This is a genomic window from Streptococcus oralis, assembly GCF_001588645.1.
Lineage (GTDB): Bacteria > Bacillota > Bacilli > Lactobacillales > Streptococcaceae > Streptococcus > Streptococcus oralis_AB.
Genome location: NZ_LAYF01000003.1, coordinates 83,517 through 102,435, shown reverse-complemented (window position 1 = coordinate 102,435; position 18,919 = coordinate 83,517). Strand labels below are relative to the sequence as shown.

Sequence of the window (18,919 nt, the reverse complement as noted above, 5' to 3'; positions counted from 1 at the left end):
CTAGTCCTCCTTTCCATGTTGGGAAGCATTGATTTCACGATAGACTTGACTGGACTTCATCAAGTCCTCGTGCTTGCCGATAGCTAGGAGCTCGCCTTTTTCCAAGAGGAGAATCTGGTCTGCCATCTGTAAAGTCGAAGTTCGTTGAGAGATCAAGATTAAACTTGTATTTGGCAGATTTTCTCGGATAGCTCTCAAGAGCTTGGACTCGGTAATGGTGTCGAGAGCCGAGGTTGCATCATCTAGGATGAGAAATGGAGCTTGGCGCAAGACTGCTCGGGCGATAGACAACCTTTGTTTTTGCCCGCCTGAGAAATTTCGACCTCCTGCCTCAACTAGGGCATCCAAAAGTCCTTCCTTTTCACTGACAAAATCCTTTGCTTGCGCAATCTCCAAGGCCTGCCAGAGTGCTTGGTCAGTTAGTTCTTGATTGAAACCTAGCGTCAAGTTGGAACGAATAGTTCCTTTAAAGAGCTCGACTTTTTGAGGCACATAGGCAATCCAAGACCGCCACTGCTCCAAATTAAGAGGACTACGTCCATCTCGATAAAGGTCAATGCTTCCCTTATCTGCTGGATAAAGACCAAGCAAGACTTGCACCAAGCTTGACTTACCAGAACCTGTTCCTCCAATGATACCAAGGATCTGTCCTTGAGTCATATCAAAGGAAATGCCTCTCAGAGAAGGCTGGGCCGAATCAGGATAGGTAAAGGTCAATTCTTGGACTTGTAAAACCTGGTTACTGGTAGCTTGCTTTTGTTCTAACTCCGAATAGATGTCTTCTGTAGCTTCAGCAAAGACTTCCTCGATTCGCTTAGCTGAGATATAAGACTGATTGAGAGAATTGATCAACATAGCTAGTTTGACCAATTCCACCAAGATTTGCAAGAGGTAGTTGATAAGGGCAATCAGGGCACCTTGACTGAGTAAACCTCCTTGAATTGAAATATAGCCCTGCCAGATGATGACGAGAAGAGTTCCATTAACAATCAGATAGGTCAGAGGTGTTAACAAACTAGACCAGAAACCCGTCTTTTCTTGCAATCTAGCATAAACTTGGTTAAGGGTTTGAAAAATCTGTAACTCTCGTTTTTCCTGACCAAAAGCACGAATAACTCGCATTCCTTGTAATTGCTGGCGCGTTTCCTGAACCAGCTGATCCGTTTTCTTTCTGAGACTGCTGTAGAGAGGATTGACCAGACGAGAGAGCCCAACAATAACGATTGTCAAAAAACCAACCATGACCAAAAACCAGAAAGTCAGCTCAGCTGAGATGCGATAGGCCATAAAGATTGCCCCAAAAACGATAATAGGCGCTCGCAAAAAGAGACGCAGAAACTGATTAATACCAGTCTGAATCTGGTAGGTATCCGAGGTCAAGCGAGTGACCAAGCTAGAAGTTGTCAAACGGTCTCTGCTTTCCTTTGGTAAAGAAAGAATATGACGATAGAGGTCGTTAGTCAATTCCTTGGCAAAACCTACCGCTGCCTTTGCTGAGTAAAACTGGGCTATCAAGGCCACTAAAACGCCAATCACTGCAAAGATAAGGAGCAGACCAATCTGCATCCAGAGATGGCCTTGATCTCTCTGAGGCAAAGATTGGTCAACAATCCCAGCAATCACCATGGGAACCAAGAGCTCAAAAACAGCTTCTAGTAACTTGAATAAGGGAGCTAAAATGGATTCTTTGATATAGGGTTTGAAGTAAGATAGTAAGTGTTTCATAGATCCCTTCTATTCTTATTCTGGAAATGAAGAAAGTGGGAAGCGCCCACCCTCTCAGTTTTATTTGTTTAAATAAGGCAATAAATAGCCATATCCTGCTTTTTCCATCTCATCCTTAGCTACAAAACGCAAGGAAGCCGAATTAATACAGTAACGCAGGCCACCTAATTCCTGAGGTCCATCTGTGAAAACATGACCCAAATGAGCATTGCCTGAACGAGAACGAACCTCGATTCGCTCCATCCCATGGCTCAAGTCCTTGTAGTAGTGAATCAATTCCTTGGAAATTGGACGACTAAAACTTGGCCAACCACAACCTGAAGCAAACTTATCCTTGGCAAAAAAGAGTGGCTCACCTGTCGTGATGTCTACATAAATCCCTTCTTCAAAGGTTTGGTCATAGGCATTGCTAAATGGAGCCTCTGTAGCAGCTTCTTGCGTAACACGGTAAGACTCTTCAGTTAAGCTTTCCTTTAATACCTCTTGACTAGGCTTTTCATAGTTAGATGCGTCAATCAATGGCTTCTCAGCATCGGTAACATCGATATGACAGTAACCGGAAGGATTTTTCTTGAGATAGTCTTGATGGTAGTCTTCTGCTAAAATGTAGTGGCGAAGTTTCTCCACCTCTACTGCAATCTTACGACCCAGCATACGCTCCTGCTCCTGCACCACTGTGTAGATAGCTGGCAAGTCTGCTTCATCTTGGTAATAGATCCCCGTTCGATATTGGCGACCACGGTCATTCCCCTGCTGGTTAATAGACAAGGGATCAATAACACGGAAATAATAAAGCAAAATCTCTCTGAGTGACACTGCTTTCTCATCATAAATCACTTGAACAGTCTCTGCATGGTCTGTTTCCTTGAGCAACTGGTAATTGGTCGTTTCGACTTGCCCATTAGCGTAGCCGACATTGGTTGTCAGCACTCCAGAAATACGTGAAAAATACTCCTCTAGACCCCAAAAACAACCACCTGCTAGATAAATTTCTGCCATCTTTATTTCTCCTTTATCAAGTTTTTAACTAATACTCTTCGAAAATCTCTTCAAACCACGTCAGCTTACATCTGCAACCTCAAAACAGTATTTTGAGCTTACTTCGTCAGTTTCATCTACAACCTCAAAACCATGCTTTGAGCAACCTGCGGCTAGCTTCCTAGTTTGCTCTTTGATTTTTCATTGAGTATAAACTTCTTTTCAAAAAAAGGACAGGAAGCCCTCTGGTCGAGAGTTTCCCCATCCTATCTTCTATTCTTTATTTTGCTTCGACACGGACACCTTGCGTATCAACTTTCAAGTCATGCAGTTTGCCTTTGAAAGGTTGCTTTTGCAATTCTGCCTTAATAGCCGGCATCTTGTCATGAGAGGCCAAGACCATCACTGTTGGTCCGGCACCAGAAAGGTAGGTCGCATAGGCACCATTCTCTTTGGCTACTTGCTTAATCGTCGCAAATTCACGGACCAGACTTTGACGATAGCGCTCATGGAAGAGGTCCCCCTCGATTGCTTGACCAGCTGTCACCATATCTCCTGCTAACAAGGCTGCAACGGCCACATTGGCAATTGAACTAGCTGCAACAGCTTCCTTGTAGGACAATTTCTTAGGAAGGACACCACGGCTGTCGCGAGTGCGCAATTCATAGTTGGGAATATAAGCTAGAAAATCACACTCCGGGAAGTCAGACACAATTGCTGAAACGTGCCCTTCAACGGAACTCGCAACAACAAGATTTCCATAGATAGCTGGAGCCACATTGTCAGGATGTCCTTCAATCTTAGTCGCCAACTGCAATTTGTCGTGGTTAGATAAGTTGAGATTGCCCAGCTGGTTGGCCAGTTCAATCCCAGCAACGATAACCGAGCTTGAAGAACCCAAGCCACGCGCCAAGGGAACATCACTGGTCATTTTCAAGCGTCTCGGTTGCAAGTCAGGCGCAATTTGCAAGGCAATCTTAAGCAAAAGATTACGTTCGTCATGGGGAATCCATTTGCCAATCTGGTGTTCAATCAACCACTCATCCCGTTCTTCACAAACCTCAATTTGAAGATACTTGGTTACAGCTACACCGACCGAATCAAAACCTGGCCCGATATTGGCACTGGTTGCAGGTACAATAATCTTCATCCTATTCTCCTAACACCTTGAAGGTATTCAAGAGGTCAAATTCTGAAGCTTTGACCAACTCAGCTGAAACATTCTCAAGTTGTGCTTTATTGATCTTATGAGTGATAATCACGACACGCGCCTTGTCACCCTCTTTGCCATCTTGGAGGATTTGCTTGAAGGAAATATCTTGAGCGTTGAAAATCTCAGCCAATTTCAAGACCTGACCTTTTGAGTCTGGAGCCAAGATTGAGAAATAGTAATTAGCTTTGACATCTTCTGGATTAGCCAAGACCAATTCACGGCTATATTCGTTGAAGTCTTTACCAATGGTACCATCATTCAAGCGACGAACGATACGAACAATATCTGCTACAACACTTGTTGCAGTTGGTTTTTGACCAGCACCTGGTCCGTAGTACATAGACTCACCGATACCGATAGATTCTACAAAAACAGCGTTCATTACACCATTCACACTGGCAAGTGGATGTGCTTTAGGTAGGAAGGTTGGGGTCACTTCTGCGGCAATACCTGAAGGAGTTTCCTCGATAGAACCAACCAATTTCACTACATAGCCCAGGTCTTGGGCTACAGCTACGTCTTCTGGTGTGATGTTACGGATTCCCTTGTGGGCTACATCGTCAAAGGCAACCTTCATCCCAAAGGCAAATTGGCTCAAAATGACCATCTTGTAGGCTGCATCAATCCCATCCACGTCATTTGTAGGATCACTTTCTGCAAAACCTAGTCTTTGTGCTTCCGCAAGAGCGTCATCATAAGACCAGCCTTCTTCGACCATTTTGGTCATCATAAAGTTAGAAGTTCCGTTTACGACACCAAGAACACGAGTGATTTTGTCAGAAGCCAACGAATTTGCCAAGGTACGAAGAATTGGTATCCCACCAGCAACTGCCGCTTCGTAGTAGAGTGCCACATTGTGCTCTTTAGCGATTTCTAACAATTCTGCACCATGGACAGCCAAAAGGTCCTTGTTAGCAGTAACAACGTGTTTCCCAGCTTCTAAGGCACGAGTGATAAAGGTCTTAGCAGGTTCGATACGTCCCATCAATTCCACTACAATGGTAACATCTTTGTCTGCTAAAATATCATCTACATTGGTTACAAAGTTAAAGTCATTCCCTGCTGCAAGCAAGCGGTTCTTTTCATCTTCATCCTTGACCAATACCTTGGCTACTTCAATCTCTGAATGAGCTGACTGAACGATTTTTTCTCCATTTTCCTTTAGGAGGAAAGGCACACCACTTGCAACGGTACCAAATCCAAGTAAAGCAATTTTAACTGTCATGTTTGTCTCCTAGAAATTTTCTGATATAGCCATTATAACAGAATTTTGTGAAAATTCCTATCCAAGAAAACCACTATTTATAGATATAAAAGAAAAAACGAATCATCTGATTCGCCTTTTCTGATAAATAAAAATTGATTTCTAAAAACTATGAATTAATTTTTTGAAGACCGAAGACTGCGTCGTGATTGATCAAGATGTGACCATACTCTTGTAAAACAGAACGACTGATGTCACTATCATCTGCAAATTCACGCATACGAGCCAAGAGCCAGGCTGGATATGGACTAGGATGGTTTTCCACATCAACTAAGATTGTCAAATAATAGTGTCCATTCATCTTATAGAGTTCAGAGGTTTCCATCTGGTAGTTAACCGTCTTTGCAAAAGCAACTAAGTCAGCAAGGCTTGCAAAGCGCAGGATATAGTAGATATAAGGTTCTTTCTTACTCTCAGTCTCCTTGTCTGCCTGCTCTTGCTCTTCTTCCTTTGCTTCGACCTGCTCTAGAGATTGGATGGCCTCTATATCGTCCTTGGTTTTCTCTGCGATACTCTTTTCTAGAGTCTTGAGAAATTCATCTGGTGACATTTGGGCCAATTCTTCCATATCAGGTAGGTCCGCCAAATCTTCAAAATCCAGATTCTGGTCAATCTTGGACTTGGTCACAAATACATCGACCTTGTCTGGTTTTGGCGTTACACGAAAACTCAGCATGCCACTATCCAAGAAATTGTCGGGCATCTCTAACTCATCTAAAATCGCATAGAAAAATTCTTCTGTTTTTTCCTGCGGAACGAGGAAGTCGGCAATCTCCATCCCCCGATCCATCAAATCATCTAAAGTCATCGTGATTTTCAGTGTTGTATCACTAATTTGTTTCATCTTCATATCTAGTAACCTCATACTTTCAGTCTATCTATTATACTAGATTTTTACGATTTTATCAAAAGAATGAAGCGAGAATGTGATATAATACTAGATATGATTTTAGATTTAAGAAAGAAAGTTCAATGAAAAATATAAAAGTAAATGCCTTGGCCAGCTTGCTGGTCAATATTCTCAATATCGTTTTTCCACTGATAACCAATCCTTATCTGACGCGGATTCTCAGCAAATCCAATTACGGTTATTTCAATACAGCCAATACCTGGGCAAGTTTCGTTATTCCACTAGCTGCCTTTGGGATATACAACTATGGGATTCGAGCTATCAGTAAGGTCAAGGATGACAAGAATAAAATCAACTACGTCTTTTCTAAGCTGTTTTATATCTCGGTTTTCACCTCTCTCCTGACCACTGGTATCTACTTCCTCATTATCTTCTTTGACACTAGCATTGAGAATCTGAAAGTCCTCTACTACATCCTAGGGGCTCAAGCACTCTTCCAATTTCTCAATATCGAATGGATGAACGAGGCTTATGAAAACTATGCCTTCATCCTCTATAAGACATTAATTATTCGAATTACCATGCTGGTCGCTATCTTCGCCTTCGTTAAAACGGCAGATGATATCGTTCCTTATGCTATCGTTATGACAGCGACCACTGTCCTCAACTACCTGCTCAGTTTTCTTTGGATTAAGAGAGAAGTTTCTTTTGTTAAGATTGGTTTCGTCGAATTAGCTAAAGCTTCTAAACCACTCTTTACTATGCTTCTCCTAGCAAACGCTAATATGCTTTATACCTTGCTAGATAGAATGTTTATCACCAAGGGACCGGATGAGAACTATATTTCCTACTATACAATTGCCTATAGTATCGTCATGTTGATTGCCAGTGTCTTGAGTGGAGCTATCAACGTCAGTATTCCACGCCTTGGCTACTATCTCGGTAAAAAGGATTACAAGTCCTATAATTATCTCGTGAATCAAGCGGCATCCTTATTCTATTTCCTTATGGTTCCAACTAGTATCGGGATCATGATATTGGGACGGTACGCAACTGTTATTTATTCTTCTGAAAAATATCTTGAAGCGGGTATCGTAACTAGCGTCTTCGCTTTTCGTACCATCATTTGGGCTATAGAGTTGATTCTTGGTAAACAGATTATCTTTATCAACGACCATGAAAATCGCTTAACTGCCTTCTACTTCCTTGGTGGTGGGGCTAATATACTATTAAATAGCATCTTGTATTTCAATAATATTTTTGCACCTGAGTATTACATCGCTACGACCATTATCGCAGAAACTATCGTTGTTTTACTTGAAATTCATTTTATCAAGAAACACCAACTGATTAGTTTAAAAGAAATTTTTATAACCTTAACACGTTATAGCATTATATCCCTTGGTTTTATCCCAATCTTCTATATTTTCAAGATGATTTTCCAAATCAATTCCTACACAGTAAACTTCAATATGATTCTCATGGTTCTGTCTACCGTAGCAACTTGTGGTATCTATTACCTCTTGACCCTCTTTATTACCAAAGACAAAACACTCCACTATGCACTGAACCTTGTACTTGCTAAATTAAAACGAAATTAAAAAAATCCCCTACTGATAAATTAGTTGTCAGTAGGGGATTTCTTCTTTATTCTTTTTCTTTCTTTTCAGAAGCGTTGGCTTCTAGATTTGAATCTTGTTTAGGTTGTTCAACAATAGAGGAATTAGCTTCTTGTTTCTGTTCTGGCTTGACTGCATCGCTATTTACAGCAGCAACAGCCTGTTTCCAGATTCCTTCTTCGTTTACTTTGTAACCATCAGGTGTTGTTGCGTTCTTCAACAAAGAACCATCAGCTTGGAAATAGTACCAATTACCATCAAGCTGTTTCCAACCCGTTTGCATAGCTCCTGATTCATCAAAGTAATAATGATCACCATTTACTTTATGAAGGCCAACCAACATGATGCCATCTTCAGGATTTAGATAATACCAGACGCCTTTGTCTTTTATCCAACCAGTTTTCATGGCTCCATTTGATTCAAAGTAACGGTAATGATTATCAAACCATTTCCAGCCTGTTTGCATGGCACCAGATTTGCTAAAGTAATATTGCTTACCATCTACTTGATGGAGGCCGACTAACATAACGCCTTCCTTACCTTCAAGATAATACCAGGCATCACCATCTTTCAACCAACCAGTTTGGAGTGCGCCCGACGTAGCGTAGTAATGCCAAGAATCATTTGACCACTGCCATCCAGTCTGCATGGCACCACTAGCATTCAAATAGTAACGAACACCATTTATATCTTGTCTGCCAGTTAACATGATGCCATCTTTATCCAGATAATACCATGTTTCCTGATCCTTGACCCAGCCGGTTTTCATAGCTCCAGAACTTGCAAAATAGTTCCAGTGACCATCAACAAAGGTCCAGCCAGTTTGCATGACACCTTCTTGATTAAAGTAGTACGTGCTTCCATTAATATTCTTTTTACCGACAGTCTTTAGCCCATCCTCATCATAGAAATACCAATCAGAATCAATCTTTTGCCAAGTTGAAGGCTTACCTGCTGCTTGGAGTGCACCACTTTCGCTAAAGAACATCTTCTTGCCATTATAGACTTGATGTCCTGTTAGCATCTTACCTTCTTTGTCAAATAGATATTTCTGACCATCAATTTCAACTAACTGACTGTAACTTCTTGCTCCACTTGATGTGATATAATACCAACTACCATCTTGCTTAAACCATCCAGTATCTTGCATTTGTCCATTGTTGTTCAAATAATACCAGTTACCATCTGTTTTTTCACGAGAGTCGTTCAAATGAAGCCATCTACCTGCCTGCATTTGTCCTTGACCATTAAAGAAATAGTAAATACCATTTATTTTGCGCCAACCGATTGCCATCTGATCATCAGACAAGCGATACTTCCAGTAACCATCTTCTTTATACCATGTTTCACTAACAGTGGGGATATTAGGTAGAGAATCGGACACGTTTGTAAAACCATTTTTACTAATTGTAAAGACAGTTGCATCCTTGGTCTGGCTAGAAGCATGAACTACCTCAATACCATGTTTCTTAAGATACTCTCTTGTTGTAGCAAGATTGGCATCTGCTGCGGATGTGTGAACCACCATACTTGGAGATAGGGAGTCTAAGAAAGGAATCGTATTTGAAATGTGGGCATCATAATGATGGTTCCATTTCATCATATCGACTTTACCAATTTCAGGACCTAACTTATCCTCTGCCCCCTCAGCATTATCCAAGTCACCACCGAGATAAATCTTTTTACCCGCTACAGTAACCACTGCCACAATCGAATTGGAATTATCATCATAAACTCTCTTGAGTTTGCCATCACTGTCATATTCGTTTTTATAGTTATATAGCTGAATATCCATATCACCTAAAGTGAAGTGACTTTCCTTCTCGGTAATGTCTTGCACAAGAGTTACACCACGCTCTAGAGCCGTCTTGACAGCATTGTCATAATTAAAAAGATTGTCCCACAATCGCCATTTTGATGTGATGCGCTCATCTGAGTATCTCTTTAGATAAAATCTGTCTACAGGATAACGTTTAAGAACTTCATCCGCCGATCCAATATGGTCACTATGGACATGGGTTCCTAGAATAAAGTCAAGTTTCTTAATACCGAGCTGTTGCATATGTCTGAACAGTCTGTCCTCTAATACATACTCATTGTTTGTACTAATTCCTACACGACTTGGATAACGTGGATTACTTCCATCTGGAAAATCATAGTCTTCGCCCATGTCAATCAAGGCATAGTGACCATTACTTTCTAGAATAATAGCATCACTTCCTGATACTCCTTTGGTATTGATAAAATGGATTCGGTTGCTTGAAGTATCTGCCTGAACTGCGGGTATCAAGAGTCCAGAGACGAGCAACAAGACTAGGGAAATAAATACAAGGATTTCTTTTATCTGTTTCTTTTTCATATAAACCACTTCTTTCTTTGATAGCGGAAGCTAGGATGGAAGATTCATCCTAGTAGCAACTTTTCTAGCTCCTTTCCGTCAATATAAGACAAAAAGAGGGAAAGAGAAGCCTGATTGTCACACTAGAGTAGGGACTAGAGTTAACAAGGAAGAACTTCAACATCCCCTCTTTTCTATATTACTAAAGAGATTTCCCTAAAAGGACCTTAGCCAAGTTAGCATCTCTTTGTTTGTAAATTGGATTTTCTTTCCAGTTGTAATGAGTATTAGGGACTTCAAAATCCTCCCCATACAAGTGACTGATGTATTCTCTTATATTTTCTGGAACTTTTACTAGAATCTCTTTAAAACTACATTCAATAAGTGCTGCAAACGGCAATTCATAGTGGTAGACTTCATATCTTGTAGGATTTCCCAAGGCGTTTGTCATGTAGAAAATAGTGTCTGAGGAAATATTCCCCTCTTTTTTATCATAGACAATAAAATCAACATTGAGGCCCTTGTAACTATAGGATAATTCTACAAGTTTATCATTGTAATAGAACTCTTTTGTTCTGACAAAGCCTTTCTCAAAAAGAACTTTCTCATCCTTTAAAAAGGCTTCGTAGTCTGGGATAATAATACCAAAGTCCATATCTAAATCATGCGGAATCAGATCATTTTCTCTGTAGAAACCAAGTAAAGTTCCAAAATCTAACCAGATATCATAGGATTTCAGATTAGATTGGTAGATGGCCTTTAGAATATCTTCAAAGTTTTCTTTGAGCAAATTGCTTCTCTTTGAATCTAAGTCGATATTGGCTTTTTGATTTAAATTTTTGATAATTGGTAGGTTTTTAACCAGGTCTTTCTTATCTCCTAAGAGACTGGCTAAACTTCTTTTTAACCATTGTAACACGTTCTATCCCTCCTTTATATAAGCGAGGAAGTCATCATGTTTCACTCGTTTTTCTAGAGGAGGAATTTCCATAAAGTCATCTCCGTATATGGCAGAAAGGATCGGCTGATAGGCCTCAGGAATTTTGTAAACTCTATCTTCAAATGGACTATCAATCGTCGTATCCAAGAAGGACTTGTCAAATTTCGTAGAAACTCTTTTGTTCTCCATGAGGTAATCAATGAAGTCTCCATCTTTTTCTCGCATAGATAGGATGTTCATCTTACGGTTCCAAGTTTTGACGCGAGTCAAACGGAATACAAGTACAAGTAGATATCTGATGATATTCTTGAGTTTCGCATTCTTATTATGGATGCCATAAAGGGTATAGACTGATAAACGACGGTAAGTATCCAGTTTTACCATGTCCTTGTTAACATCAGCATAATAGTCAAATGGGAAAACGTCCACACAAATTCCTAAATCAATATCATTGTCGATATAGTTGTTATCATAGACAGTTCGCGCATCATAGACTCGGTAAAATGGGTAAGGGTAACGACTGTCATTTTCCCAAGAAACCACTTTGTAGACAGGATCATTATCTTGCAAAATAGCCTGATACAATTTATCGTATTCATCGCGTTTCAAAGAGATATCAATATCGTCATCCCAAGGAATGTAACCCTTGTGTCTCACGGCTCCCAGCAAGGTTCCATAAGCCAGTGAATAGTTGATATTCTCTTTTTGACAGAGATTGTGGATATAATCCATGACACCTAGTTCAACTTCTTTAATCTCCGCTTCATCTAGTTTTCTATAGCCGTCTCTTTTTTTATAGAGAACAGAGAAATAGTAACCTGAAATCACAAACAAGATAAAACCCAAAAGAGAAATTCCATAGAAAGTTGAACTCAAGAACAAATTAGAGATGAGAATAACTACAGTGATCAAGAGAATGGTAATCAATTCATGATTGTGGCGACCTTCTTGGAGGTCTTTTTTATATTTCTTGAGACTTGAAACAATGAAGGAAAGCATAAAGATGGCCATAGGGATAAAACCTGTGATACCATCATAGAATAACAACTCAAGATAGCCGTTGTGAGTAAGGTAATGTCTTTTGATGATGTAGGCTGAAGCATCATATTCTTTACCTAACTCATACCAGTTTCCACCTGAATATCCAAATAGAGGGCGTCTAGGGATAAAGGAAGCTGTTGACTGCCAAATGGCAAAACGGTTATTGGAGATATTCTCTTCACTTGTGTCAGTTCTCTCAAGAGAAAGATTGTTGTCTCCATTTTGTCCATTTTCTTGATTTTTTTGGATTTGAGCTGAGTGAGCTTTCAAGTAAATGTCACTACTATATTTGATACCATTATAACAGACAAATACCAGACCTACAGTTACTAGAACAGTAAGAAGTGACTTGATTTTTTTAGTCCAGTTAGCCGTCATCAAAGCGTATAACAGGGCAACGATAACCAAACAGATATAGGTTGTTCTGGAACCTGATAATACAATATAAGCAAAATTTAGCAAAATCGATGAGATAGCCAGGGTTTTAAGGACAGTATTGTAAAGTGACAAGCGCATCCACAAATAAATAATCACCATCAAAGAAATAATAGAGAGATAGTTGGGACTGGCTAGAATCCCAAATAGACGAGACTCCACAAATCCTTGGCGGATCAATAACCCCTTGTAATCAAATACGCGGTAACCCTGCAGCATGAAGAATTGCCAAATTGATACAAGTACACCTAGGGTATTTGCGACAGTGATAACTGAGAAGAAGGCATCAAAGAGGGCACGTGCTTTTTTCACTGAGAAAGACTGAAAGGCTGGATAGATTGCAAAGAAATAGATGAAAAAGACAACTAAATTCTTTATGTTTGTTGAAAATCCATACTTGACAACTAAGGCAGCTGTCAGGATATTCATTAGAAAAAAGAGAATCAAATACTCAATTTTTCGGACATTCAGATAGACTTTTTTGATAAAGAAATTATAAAGTCCCAATAAAACACCCATGAGGGTTATCCCAAGAGTGACAAATTTATTGGCCGAGATTGGCTGAAGTGGGACAATCAAGCCTGCCATACAGTAAAAAGATATAACTGATAAAAATAGTAAATTGATTTTAAAATAGTTTTTTTCAATAAATGAAATCATTTTTTCTCCTAACGCTTAGTTTGTGTAAGCAAGATTTTCGTATACAATTTTCGACTCAAGCACAAAGCTAAGAAACTCACTTTTCTTGCTCTTGTAAAACGACTATCCGAAAGAATATTCTTTGTATTTTTCTTTAGATAGGCAATCAAACGGTCTTCTAAAACCTTATCCTTGAAATCTGCATCAACCAAGAGCCTATCCAATACATAGAAGTAAGCCCAATTTAAACGCATGGTTGCAACATCTGTTAGATCTGGATAATTCTCTCTGATAATATTTGCGTTTTGTTCATAAGCTTCAATAACGTTTAAGAATTTCAAGGAGAATTTTTGAGTCGTGATACTATTTTCTCGGTGAACATAGTAGTATTTCTTCTCATTTGTTGCAACAACCTTGCGACATTGATGAATCAAGGCAATCATGATGAAGGCATCCTCTGCTATTTTTCCAATTTCAAATCGTAGCTGTTCAAAGAGTTCTTTTTTATAAAGTTTGTTGACAGCTGTGACCGAGAGAATTTTAGCTTCCATGACCATTTTAATGGCTTCTTGGGGAGTTAATTCCCAGGTCTGAATCACTGCAACTTGCTTTTCTGGAATTTGGTCATAGACATCATAATGTCCACACATAGAAAGATCAGCATTGGATTCTAGCATTTGGTGGTAAAGGGTCTCATACATATCTTCGTCAATGTAGTCATCACTATCGATAAAACCAATCAAATCAGAACTTGCCTCTTCAATCCCTCTATTTCGAGCATCAGACAAGCCACCGTTTTCCTTGTGAATGACACGAATCCGTTGATCTATTTGAGCTAATTGATCACACAGTTCTCCACTATTATCCGTCGAACCATCATTGACAAGAAGAATTTCCAAGTTGCTATAGGTTTGTTTTAAAATGGATTCTACACACTTTTCCAGATAGGCTTCTACATTGTAGACTGGAACGATAACGCTTATTTTTTCTCCCATCATGCTCCATATTCTCCCTTGTACTCTGTGTAGCTCTTGTCCATGTCTGCTATAATGGCATCATGATGCGGTACTTGCTTGTCCGCTGGTGGCGGTGTCATATAGTCCCCAAAAGCAGTGCTGAGATAGGCATCATAACCGACTGGGATAGGCATCTCTGTTCCTTCAAATGGCAAGAAGAGATTATCTTCAAAGGATGCGATTGGGTATTTGTTTCGCATGTAGCCAGGACCTGAGCATAATTCCGTAATTCCATCGCTTTCAGCCAGACCATACTTGGTCATTTCTTTTTCAGCTTTTTTCCAAATGCGATAACGTAAAGATTTTGGAGTCAGGCCGAGTAAGATGCGACTTCCCCATTTCATGATGGCACCATGCTTTTCTGGGATAGTTTGGGCGCAAAAGAGTGAATAAATCAAGGCCCAACGAACTTGTTTCTTACGCTCAGCTGGATTTTTAGGATAATAATCCAATGGTAAAACATCCAAGGCCAAACCGTGTGGCAAATCCAAATCCTTCTGATAAGGCTTGATACAAGTGGTTCCCTTGTCACGAATGGTAATAAAAAGGTTACGGTCTACAAAATCTTTATTACTCTTTGACAAGAAATAACGCTCATCTGCATAACGAGGCCACAGTTCTGCTAATTTTTCATAGTCCTTACGTGGCATGAAAAAGTCTAGATCATCATCCCAAGGAATGAAACCTTTGTTACGTAGGGCACCAATGGCTCCTCCACCACAGAGATAGCACAACAAATCATGTTCTTTACAAAATGCGACGAAATATTCAGCCATTTCCAGACTACGAGCCTGAATCGCTTTCAAATCACTCATGTCTCTCCTCTTCTGTACAATAACGAGTTATATCGTTTTATTATACCATAAAAAAGCCCTAAAAATCCATCAGATACTAAGAAAAATCAAAGCCTAAACCACTTTTTCACTAGTGATTCAAACTTTGATTTTTTTATAGTATTCTATCTCATTCCCATTTGGGCGAGTTTGGTCTGATATTTATTTTGATCAACTAGAAGTCCTTGTCCACCATAGATATCATAAGCGTCCACCCAGTCACCAAGTTCTGGGACGGTGAGTCTTTCAATGCCATTTTGAGCACCTTCTAGGACAGATAAGCCATTGGTCAACAAGAAGCTATATGGTAGATTTGTTGATGTCATGCCAAAGACTTTTCCAAGTGCCTCTGACCCCGTAAAGAGCTTGGTTGGATCTTTGATTTGCTCAAGAACTGCTGACATGACTTGTTGCTGACGTTTGGTACGGCCATAGTCCCCCTCATCATCATCACGGAAGCGAGCGTAGTTCAGCAAGGTGGATCCATTCATCTGCTGTTTTCCAACTTTGATGGTTTGGGTTGGGGACTCTGTCTCTGTTGCATGAAGGTCATCTCCAACTGTGGCTTCTGTCAAAGGTTGACCATTCAATGTTGAGAATTGAGCATCAATCGTTACTCCGTCAGGGAAGAGGGTATCAATAGCTGTTGCAAAGGCTTGGAAGTCAACTAGAGCATAGTACTTAATATCCAAATCAAAGTTGTCTTTTAAAACCTTGCGGACCATTTCTGCCCCTTTTTGCCCTTCTTGTTCCCCAAGTTCATAGGCAACATTTAGTTTGTTATCCGTCTGTTTTTGGCCATTTACAATCTTACTATACCCGTCGATATAAACTAAGTTGTCACGCATAAAGCTGACTAGTTTGATCTTCTTATCCAATCCACTGACATTCAATACCATGATTGTGTCGGTACGGGTCTCCGCACTATTTTGACCGATACGGCCATCTGTCCCCATGACTAAAATATTCACACCATCTTTGGTATCCTGACCGTTAAAGACCTCTACTTGAGCTGCCTTGGCGTCAGCTGGCTTATTTGTTGGATTGGCTGCTGACTGGAACCCTCGAAGAAACATAAAAATCATCCCTGCAAGCACACAGGTAATCAACAGCAGGAACCAAGTCAGTATTCGTTTGAAGCGAATTCTTCTTTTTTTCTTTTTGACTTTAGGTTGAGGAGCTACCTTTTCACGTTTCTTAGACCGGCTTCTACTGCCATAAGTCGGAAGATCAATATCTCTACCCCAAGATTCTTCTTTTTCTTCTTGGTAGAAATGGTGAACTTCAGAATTGGGACCTGCCATTTTCTGTTGCAGATAATCAAACTCCCTCCGTTCACGGTCGTTGAGGTAATGAATATTTTTGAAGAGATAGTCATAACGTAACTGCTCGTGATGACTTAAAGGATTTTCTTTGCTCATTGACTCTCCTTTTCTAAATCAGTTATGGTAAAAATCGGGTAGGTTCCCAGTATCTTGTGCTGGATTCCAATAGCTTCTAGTTCTTGTCTTGCAAAATGAACCAGTTCTTTGTCACTATAGTCTACATCGATAATGAAAAAGTATTCTCCCAAGGCTGTTTTAAGGGGGCGACTTTCAATCTTTGTTAAGTCAATCCCTCTCCAAGCAAAAGTCGAAAGTGCCTTGTAAAGAGCACCAGGTAGGTTGTCTGGTAAGGTCAAGGCCAAACTCATTTTTTCAGCTTGTGAGTTCAAAGGAATCTTCGGTATCTCTGCCCCTAACACCCAAAAACGTGTGAAATTGGCTTCCATTTCCTGAATATCCTCTGCAATTAATTCCAAGCCATATTCTTCAGCTGAACTTCTAGGAGCAATGGCTGCATAAGGCTGATCTGGATGTTCCGAAATAAAGCGAGCTGCATAGGCGGTACTGGCTGTTATCTCAATTTTAGCCTCTGGATAGTGTTTGTCGATGAATTTCTTTCCTTGAGCCAGAGCCTGAGGATGGGAAAAAATCTTCTCAATTTTTGACTGACCTGGAACTGCCATCAGCTGCTGGTGAATGGGGTGAACGATTTCTGCCACTGCTTGGATGCGAGCCTGGTGAAAAAGATAATCCAAGCTTTCATGAACACTACCTTCAATGGAGTTTTCAACTGGTACCACAGAATAGTCCACCAAGCCCTGTTCATAAGCCTTGATGACATCTGTGATATTGGCAAAAGCCTGCAATTCCTCTTTGGGAAAAGCTGTCTGCACAACATGATGCGAAAAAGATCCCTTTGGACCTAGATAGGCAATTTTCATCTCAGTTCCTCTATAATTTCCTCTGGGCTTAACTTGGTCACATCCAAAACCCGACTGGCTACTTCCTCATACCAAGCTTGTCTTTCTTGGAAAATAGCTGCCAATTCTTCCTTACTATTATTTAGAAACAGTGGCCGCTGATTGTCCTTATCAGCTGCGATACGTTGGTAGAGGGTTTCAAAATCTGCTTTTAGGTAGATGTTATCAGGATTGGTTTTGAGCAAGTCACGGTTTCGCTGAGAAATGACAACCCCTCCGCCAGTTGACACAACTCGGTCAGTTTTTAGTAAGTCAGCTAGGACTTCTGACTCTACTTGGCGAAAGGCCACTTCTCCTTTTTCAGCGAAGAAATCCGCAATGGACATGCCCAAATGTTCTTCGATTAAGGTATCCATATCGATGTAGTCTGGGTCCAATCCTCTAGCGATTGTCGATTTGCCCGCCCCCATAAATCCGAGTAATACCTTAGTCATGAATCAGGTTCTCCAAATCATCAAAGAAGCTAGGATAGCTGGTATTGATGGCTTCAGCACGGTCAAGTTCCACTTCTCCATCAGCAACCAAGAGGGCCGCAATAGCTGTCATCATTCCAATTCGGTGGTCACCAAAGGTATTGACTCTAGTGCCATAAAGTCTTGATTTCCCTTTGATAATCATCCCGTCTGCTGTAGGAGTGATATCCGCCCCCATGCTATTTAAAGCATCTGCCACCACCTGAATGCGGTCTGTTTCCTTGACCTTGAGTTCCTCAGCATCCTTAATGACCGTTGCACCTTGCGCTTGTGTCGCGAGAAGGGCAATAATAGGCAATTCATCAATCAAGCGGGGAATCAAGGCTCCACCTATCTCCGTTCCTTTTAGGTCTGAAGACTCGACAGTCAAGGTAGCAGATTTAGCGATTGGATCAATTTCAGTTATTTCTAGTTTTCCTCCCATGGCACGAATGACATCAATAATACCAGTACGCGTCTCATTGATGCCTACATTCTGCAGCACCACACGAGAGTTTGGAACAATCAAACCTGCGACCAACCAAAAGGCTGCACTGGAAATATCTCCTGGCACAAGAACCTTTTGTCCTGTAAGTTTTTGTGGTCCTTGAACTGTGATTTTTTTTCCATCCACACTTAAATAACCACCAAATTGCTGCAGCATATCTTCCGTGTGGTTACGAGTACACTCTTTTTCAACAATAACTGACTGGCCTTGAGCCTGCAAGGCTGCAAACATCAAGGCCGACTTGACTTGGGCAGAGGCGATTGGCAACTCATAGTGAATAGGTGTAAGTTTTTTCGTCCCTCTTAAGTGAAGAGGGGGCAGGTCTCGCTCGGTTTGCCCTGAAATACTAACGCCCATTTTTTTCAGTGGAATCGTCACGCGATCCATAGGACGTTTAGAAAGACTATCATCTCCAAACATCTCTACTTCGAAGTCTGCACCAGCAAGTACACCTGAAATCAGACGAATCGAGGTTCCAGAATTCCCCATATCAAGAGCATTTTGCGGAGCTTTTAAGCCATCCATTCCAACACCTTGAATGGTAATAACCCCATCTTTATCCTCAATTTCAACACCAAGGTCACGAAAGACCTGCATGGTTGAAAGTACATCCTCTCCACGCAGAATATCATAAACCTTAGTCTCACCCTCAGACAAACTTCCAAAAATAATCGAACGATGGCTGATAGACTTGTCACCTGGAACCCGGATACTGCCATGTAAGCGGCGAATGTTTGTTTTTAGTTTCATAGTTGACCTCATA

General features: G+C 40.6%; 15 protein-coding genes. 1 reads left to right on the top strand and 14 read right to left on the bottom strand.

The features are described from left to right. The 5 genes from A0739_RS01910 to mecA form a co-directional block, all read right to left on the bottom strand. Positions 1 to 1,725 carry an ABC transporter ATP-binding protein gene (locus A0739_RS01910; protein WP_061586877.1) on the bottom strand — a complete coding sequence of 575 codons (1,725 nt, stop codon included), beginning with the start codon at positions 1,723 to 1,725 and terminating at the stop codon, positions 1 to 3. Between the two features lie 60 nt (positions 1,726 to 1,785). Then, positions 1,786 to 2,724 carry a peptide-methionine (R)-S-oxide reductase MsrB gene (msrB, locus tag A0739_RS01905; protein WP_061586876.1) on the bottom strand — a complete coding sequence of 313 codons (939 nt, stop codon included), beginning with the start codon at positions 2,722 to 2,724 and terminating at the stop codon, positions 1,786 to 1,788. A gap of 259 nt (positions 2,725 to 2,983) precedes the next feature. Beyond that, positions 2,984 to 3,853, bottom strand: coding sequence for a homoserine kinase (gene thrB / locus A0739_RS01900; protein WP_061586875.1), 870 nt, complete (start codon positions 3,851 to 3,853; stop codon positions 2,984 to 2,986). Between the two features lies 1 nt (position 3,854). Continuing rightward, entirely contained in the window at positions 3,855 to 5,141 is a 1,287-nt protein-coding gene (locus A0739_RS01895) for a homoserine dehydrogenase (RefSeq protein WP_061586874.1), read from the bottom strand. 148 nt (positions 5,142 to 5,289) lie between these two features. After that, on the bottom strand, positions 5,290 to 6,030 hold the full coding sequence (gene mecA / locus A0739_RS01890; RefSeq protein ID WP_061586873.1) for an adaptor protein MecA: 741 nt from the start codon (positions 6,028 to 6,030) through the stop codon (positions 5,290 to 5,292). Positions 6,031 to 6,152: 122 nt separating this feature from the next. Between mecA and A0739_RS01885 the strand changes: the two genes are divergently transcribed. Beyond that, entirely contained in the window at positions 6,153 to 7,631 is a 1,479-nt protein-coding gene (locus A0739_RS01885; protein ID WP_061586872.1) for an oligosaccharide flippase family protein, read from the top strand. A gap of 46 nt (positions 7,632 to 7,677) precedes the next feature. On the opposite strand, the gene A0739_RS01880 is transcribed toward A0739_RS01885, so the two are convergent. The 9 genes from A0739_RS01880 to aroA all read right to left on the bottom strand — a co-directional run bounded on the left by A0739_RS01880 (position 7,678) and on the right by aroA (position 18,906). Continuing rightward, positions 7,678 to 10,008, bottom strand: coding sequence for an MBL fold metallo-hydrolase (locus A0739_RS01880; protein ID WP_061586871.1), 2,331 nt, complete (start codon positions 10,006 to 10,008; stop codon positions 7,678 to 7,680). A gap of 181 nt (positions 10,009 to 10,189) precedes the next feature. Then, positions 10,190 to 10,906 carry a LicD family protein gene (locus tag A0739_RS01875; protein WP_061586870.1) on the bottom strand — a complete coding sequence of 239 codons (717 nt, stop codon included), beginning with the start codon at positions 10,904 to 10,906 and terminating at the stop codon, positions 10,190 to 10,192. Between the two features lie 3 nt (positions 10,907 to 10,909). Next, positions 10,910 to 13,063: a LicD family protein gene (locus A0739_RS01870; RefSeq protein ID WP_061586869.1), complete on the bottom strand. Its 2,154-nt coding sequence runs from the start codon at positions 13,061 to 13,063 to the stop codon at positions 10,910 to 10,912. Between the two features lie 8 nt (positions 13,064 to 13,071). Next, the gene (locus A0739_RS01865; RefSeq protein ID WP_196755696.1) at positions 13,072 to 14,040 is read right to left on the bottom strand and encodes a glycosyltransferase family 2 protein; all 969 of its coding nucleotides are present in this window, start codon (positions 14,038 to 14,040) and stop codon (positions 13,072 to 13,074) included. After that, entirely contained in the window at positions 14,037 to 14,873 is an 837-nt protein-coding gene (locus A0739_RS01860) for a LicD family protein (protein ID WP_061586867.1), read from the bottom strand. Before A0739_RS01860 ends, A0739_RS01865 begins: the two co-directional genes overlap by 4 nt. Positions 14,874 to 15,016: 143 nt before the next feature. Then, positions 15,017 to 16,312 carry an LCP family protein gene (locus A0739_RS01855; RefSeq protein ID WP_061586866.1) on the bottom strand — a complete coding sequence of 432 codons (1,296 nt, stop codon included), beginning with the start codon at positions 16,310 to 16,312 and terminating at the stop codon, positions 15,017 to 15,019. Beyond that, positions 16,309 to 17,157 carry a prephenate dehydratase gene (gene pheA / locus A0739_RS01850; RefSeq protein ID WP_061586865.1) on the bottom strand — a complete coding sequence of 283 codons (849 nt, stop codon included), beginning with the start codon at positions 17,155 to 17,157 and terminating at the stop codon, positions 16,309 to 16,311. The genes A0739_RS01855 and pheA overlap by 4 nt, the downstream gene beginning before the upstream one ends. Further along, the gene (locus tag A0739_RS01845) at positions 17,154 to 17,630 is read right to left on the bottom strand and encodes a shikimate kinase (protein WP_061586864.1); all 477 of its coding nucleotides are present in this window, start codon (positions 17,628 to 17,630) and stop codon (positions 17,154 to 17,156) included. Before A0739_RS01845 ends, pheA begins: the two co-directional genes overlap by 4 nt. Next, complete coding sequence (aroA, locus tag A0739_RS01840) at positions 17,623 to 18,906, bottom strand: 3-phosphoshikimate 1-carboxyvinyltransferase (RefSeq protein ID WP_061586863.1); 1,284 nt, start codon at positions 18,904 to 18,906, stop codon at positions 17,623 to 17,625. Before aroA ends, A0739_RS01845 begins: the two co-directional genes overlap by 8 nt. Positions 18,907 to 18,919 lie beyond the last annotated feature (13 nt).

Excerpts from the sequence above, each read along its gene's own strand:
- A0739_RS01910 (WP_061586877.1), bottom strand. The coding sequence starts at position 1,725 with ATGAAACACTTACTATCTTACTTCAAACCCTATATCAAAGAATCCATT.
- msrB (WP_061586876.1), bottom strand. The coding sequence starts at position 2,724 with ATGGCAGAAATTTATCTAGCAGGTGGTTGTTTTTGGGGTCTAGAGGAG.
- thrB (WP_061586875.1), bottom strand. The coding sequence starts at position 3,853 with ATGAAGATTATTGTACCTGCAACCAGTGCCAATATCGGGCCAGGTTTT.
- A0739_RS01895 (WP_061586874.1), bottom strand. The coding sequence starts at position 5,141 with ATGACAGTTAAAATTGCTTTACTTGGATTTGGTACCGTTGCAAGTGGT.
- mecA (WP_061586873.1), bottom strand. The coding sequence starts at position 6,030 with ATGAAGATGAAACAAATTAGTGATACAACACTGAAAATCACGATGACT.
- A0739_RS01885 (WP_061586872.1), top strand. The coding sequence starts at position 6,153 with ATGAAAAATATAAAAGTAAATGCCTTGGCCAGCTTGCTGGTCAATATT.
- A0739_RS01880 (WP_061586871.1), bottom strand. The coding sequence starts at position 10,008 with ATGAAAAAGAAACAGATAAAAGAAATCCTTGTATTTATTTCCCTAGTC.
- A0739_RS01870 (WP_061586869.1), bottom strand. The coding sequence starts at position 13,063 with ATGATTTCATTTATTGAAAAAAACTATTTTAAAATCAATTTACTATTT.
- A0739_RS01865 (WP_196755696.1), bottom strand. The coding sequence starts at position 14,040 with ATGATGGGAGAAAAAATAAGCGTTATCGTTCCAGTCTACAATGTAGAA.
- A0739_RS01860 (WP_061586867.1), bottom strand. The coding sequence starts at position 14,873 with ATGAGTGATTTGAAAGCGATTCAGGCTCGTAGTCTGGAAATGGCTGAA.
- A0739_RS01855 (WP_061586866.1), bottom strand. The coding sequence starts at position 16,312 with ATGAGCAAAGAAAATCCTTTAAGTCATCACGAGCAGTTACGTTATGAC.
- pheA (WP_061586865.1), bottom strand. The coding sequence starts at position 17,157 with ATGAAAATTGCCTATCTAGGTCCAAAGGGATCTTTTTCGCATCATGTT.
- A0739_RS01845 (WP_061586864.1), bottom strand. The coding sequence starts at position 17,630 with ATGACTAAGGTATTACTCGGATTTATGGGGGCGGGCAAATCGACAATC.
- aroA (WP_061586863.1), bottom strand. The coding sequence starts at position 18,906 with ATGAAACTAAAAACAAACATTCGCCGCTTACATGGCAGTATCCGGGTT.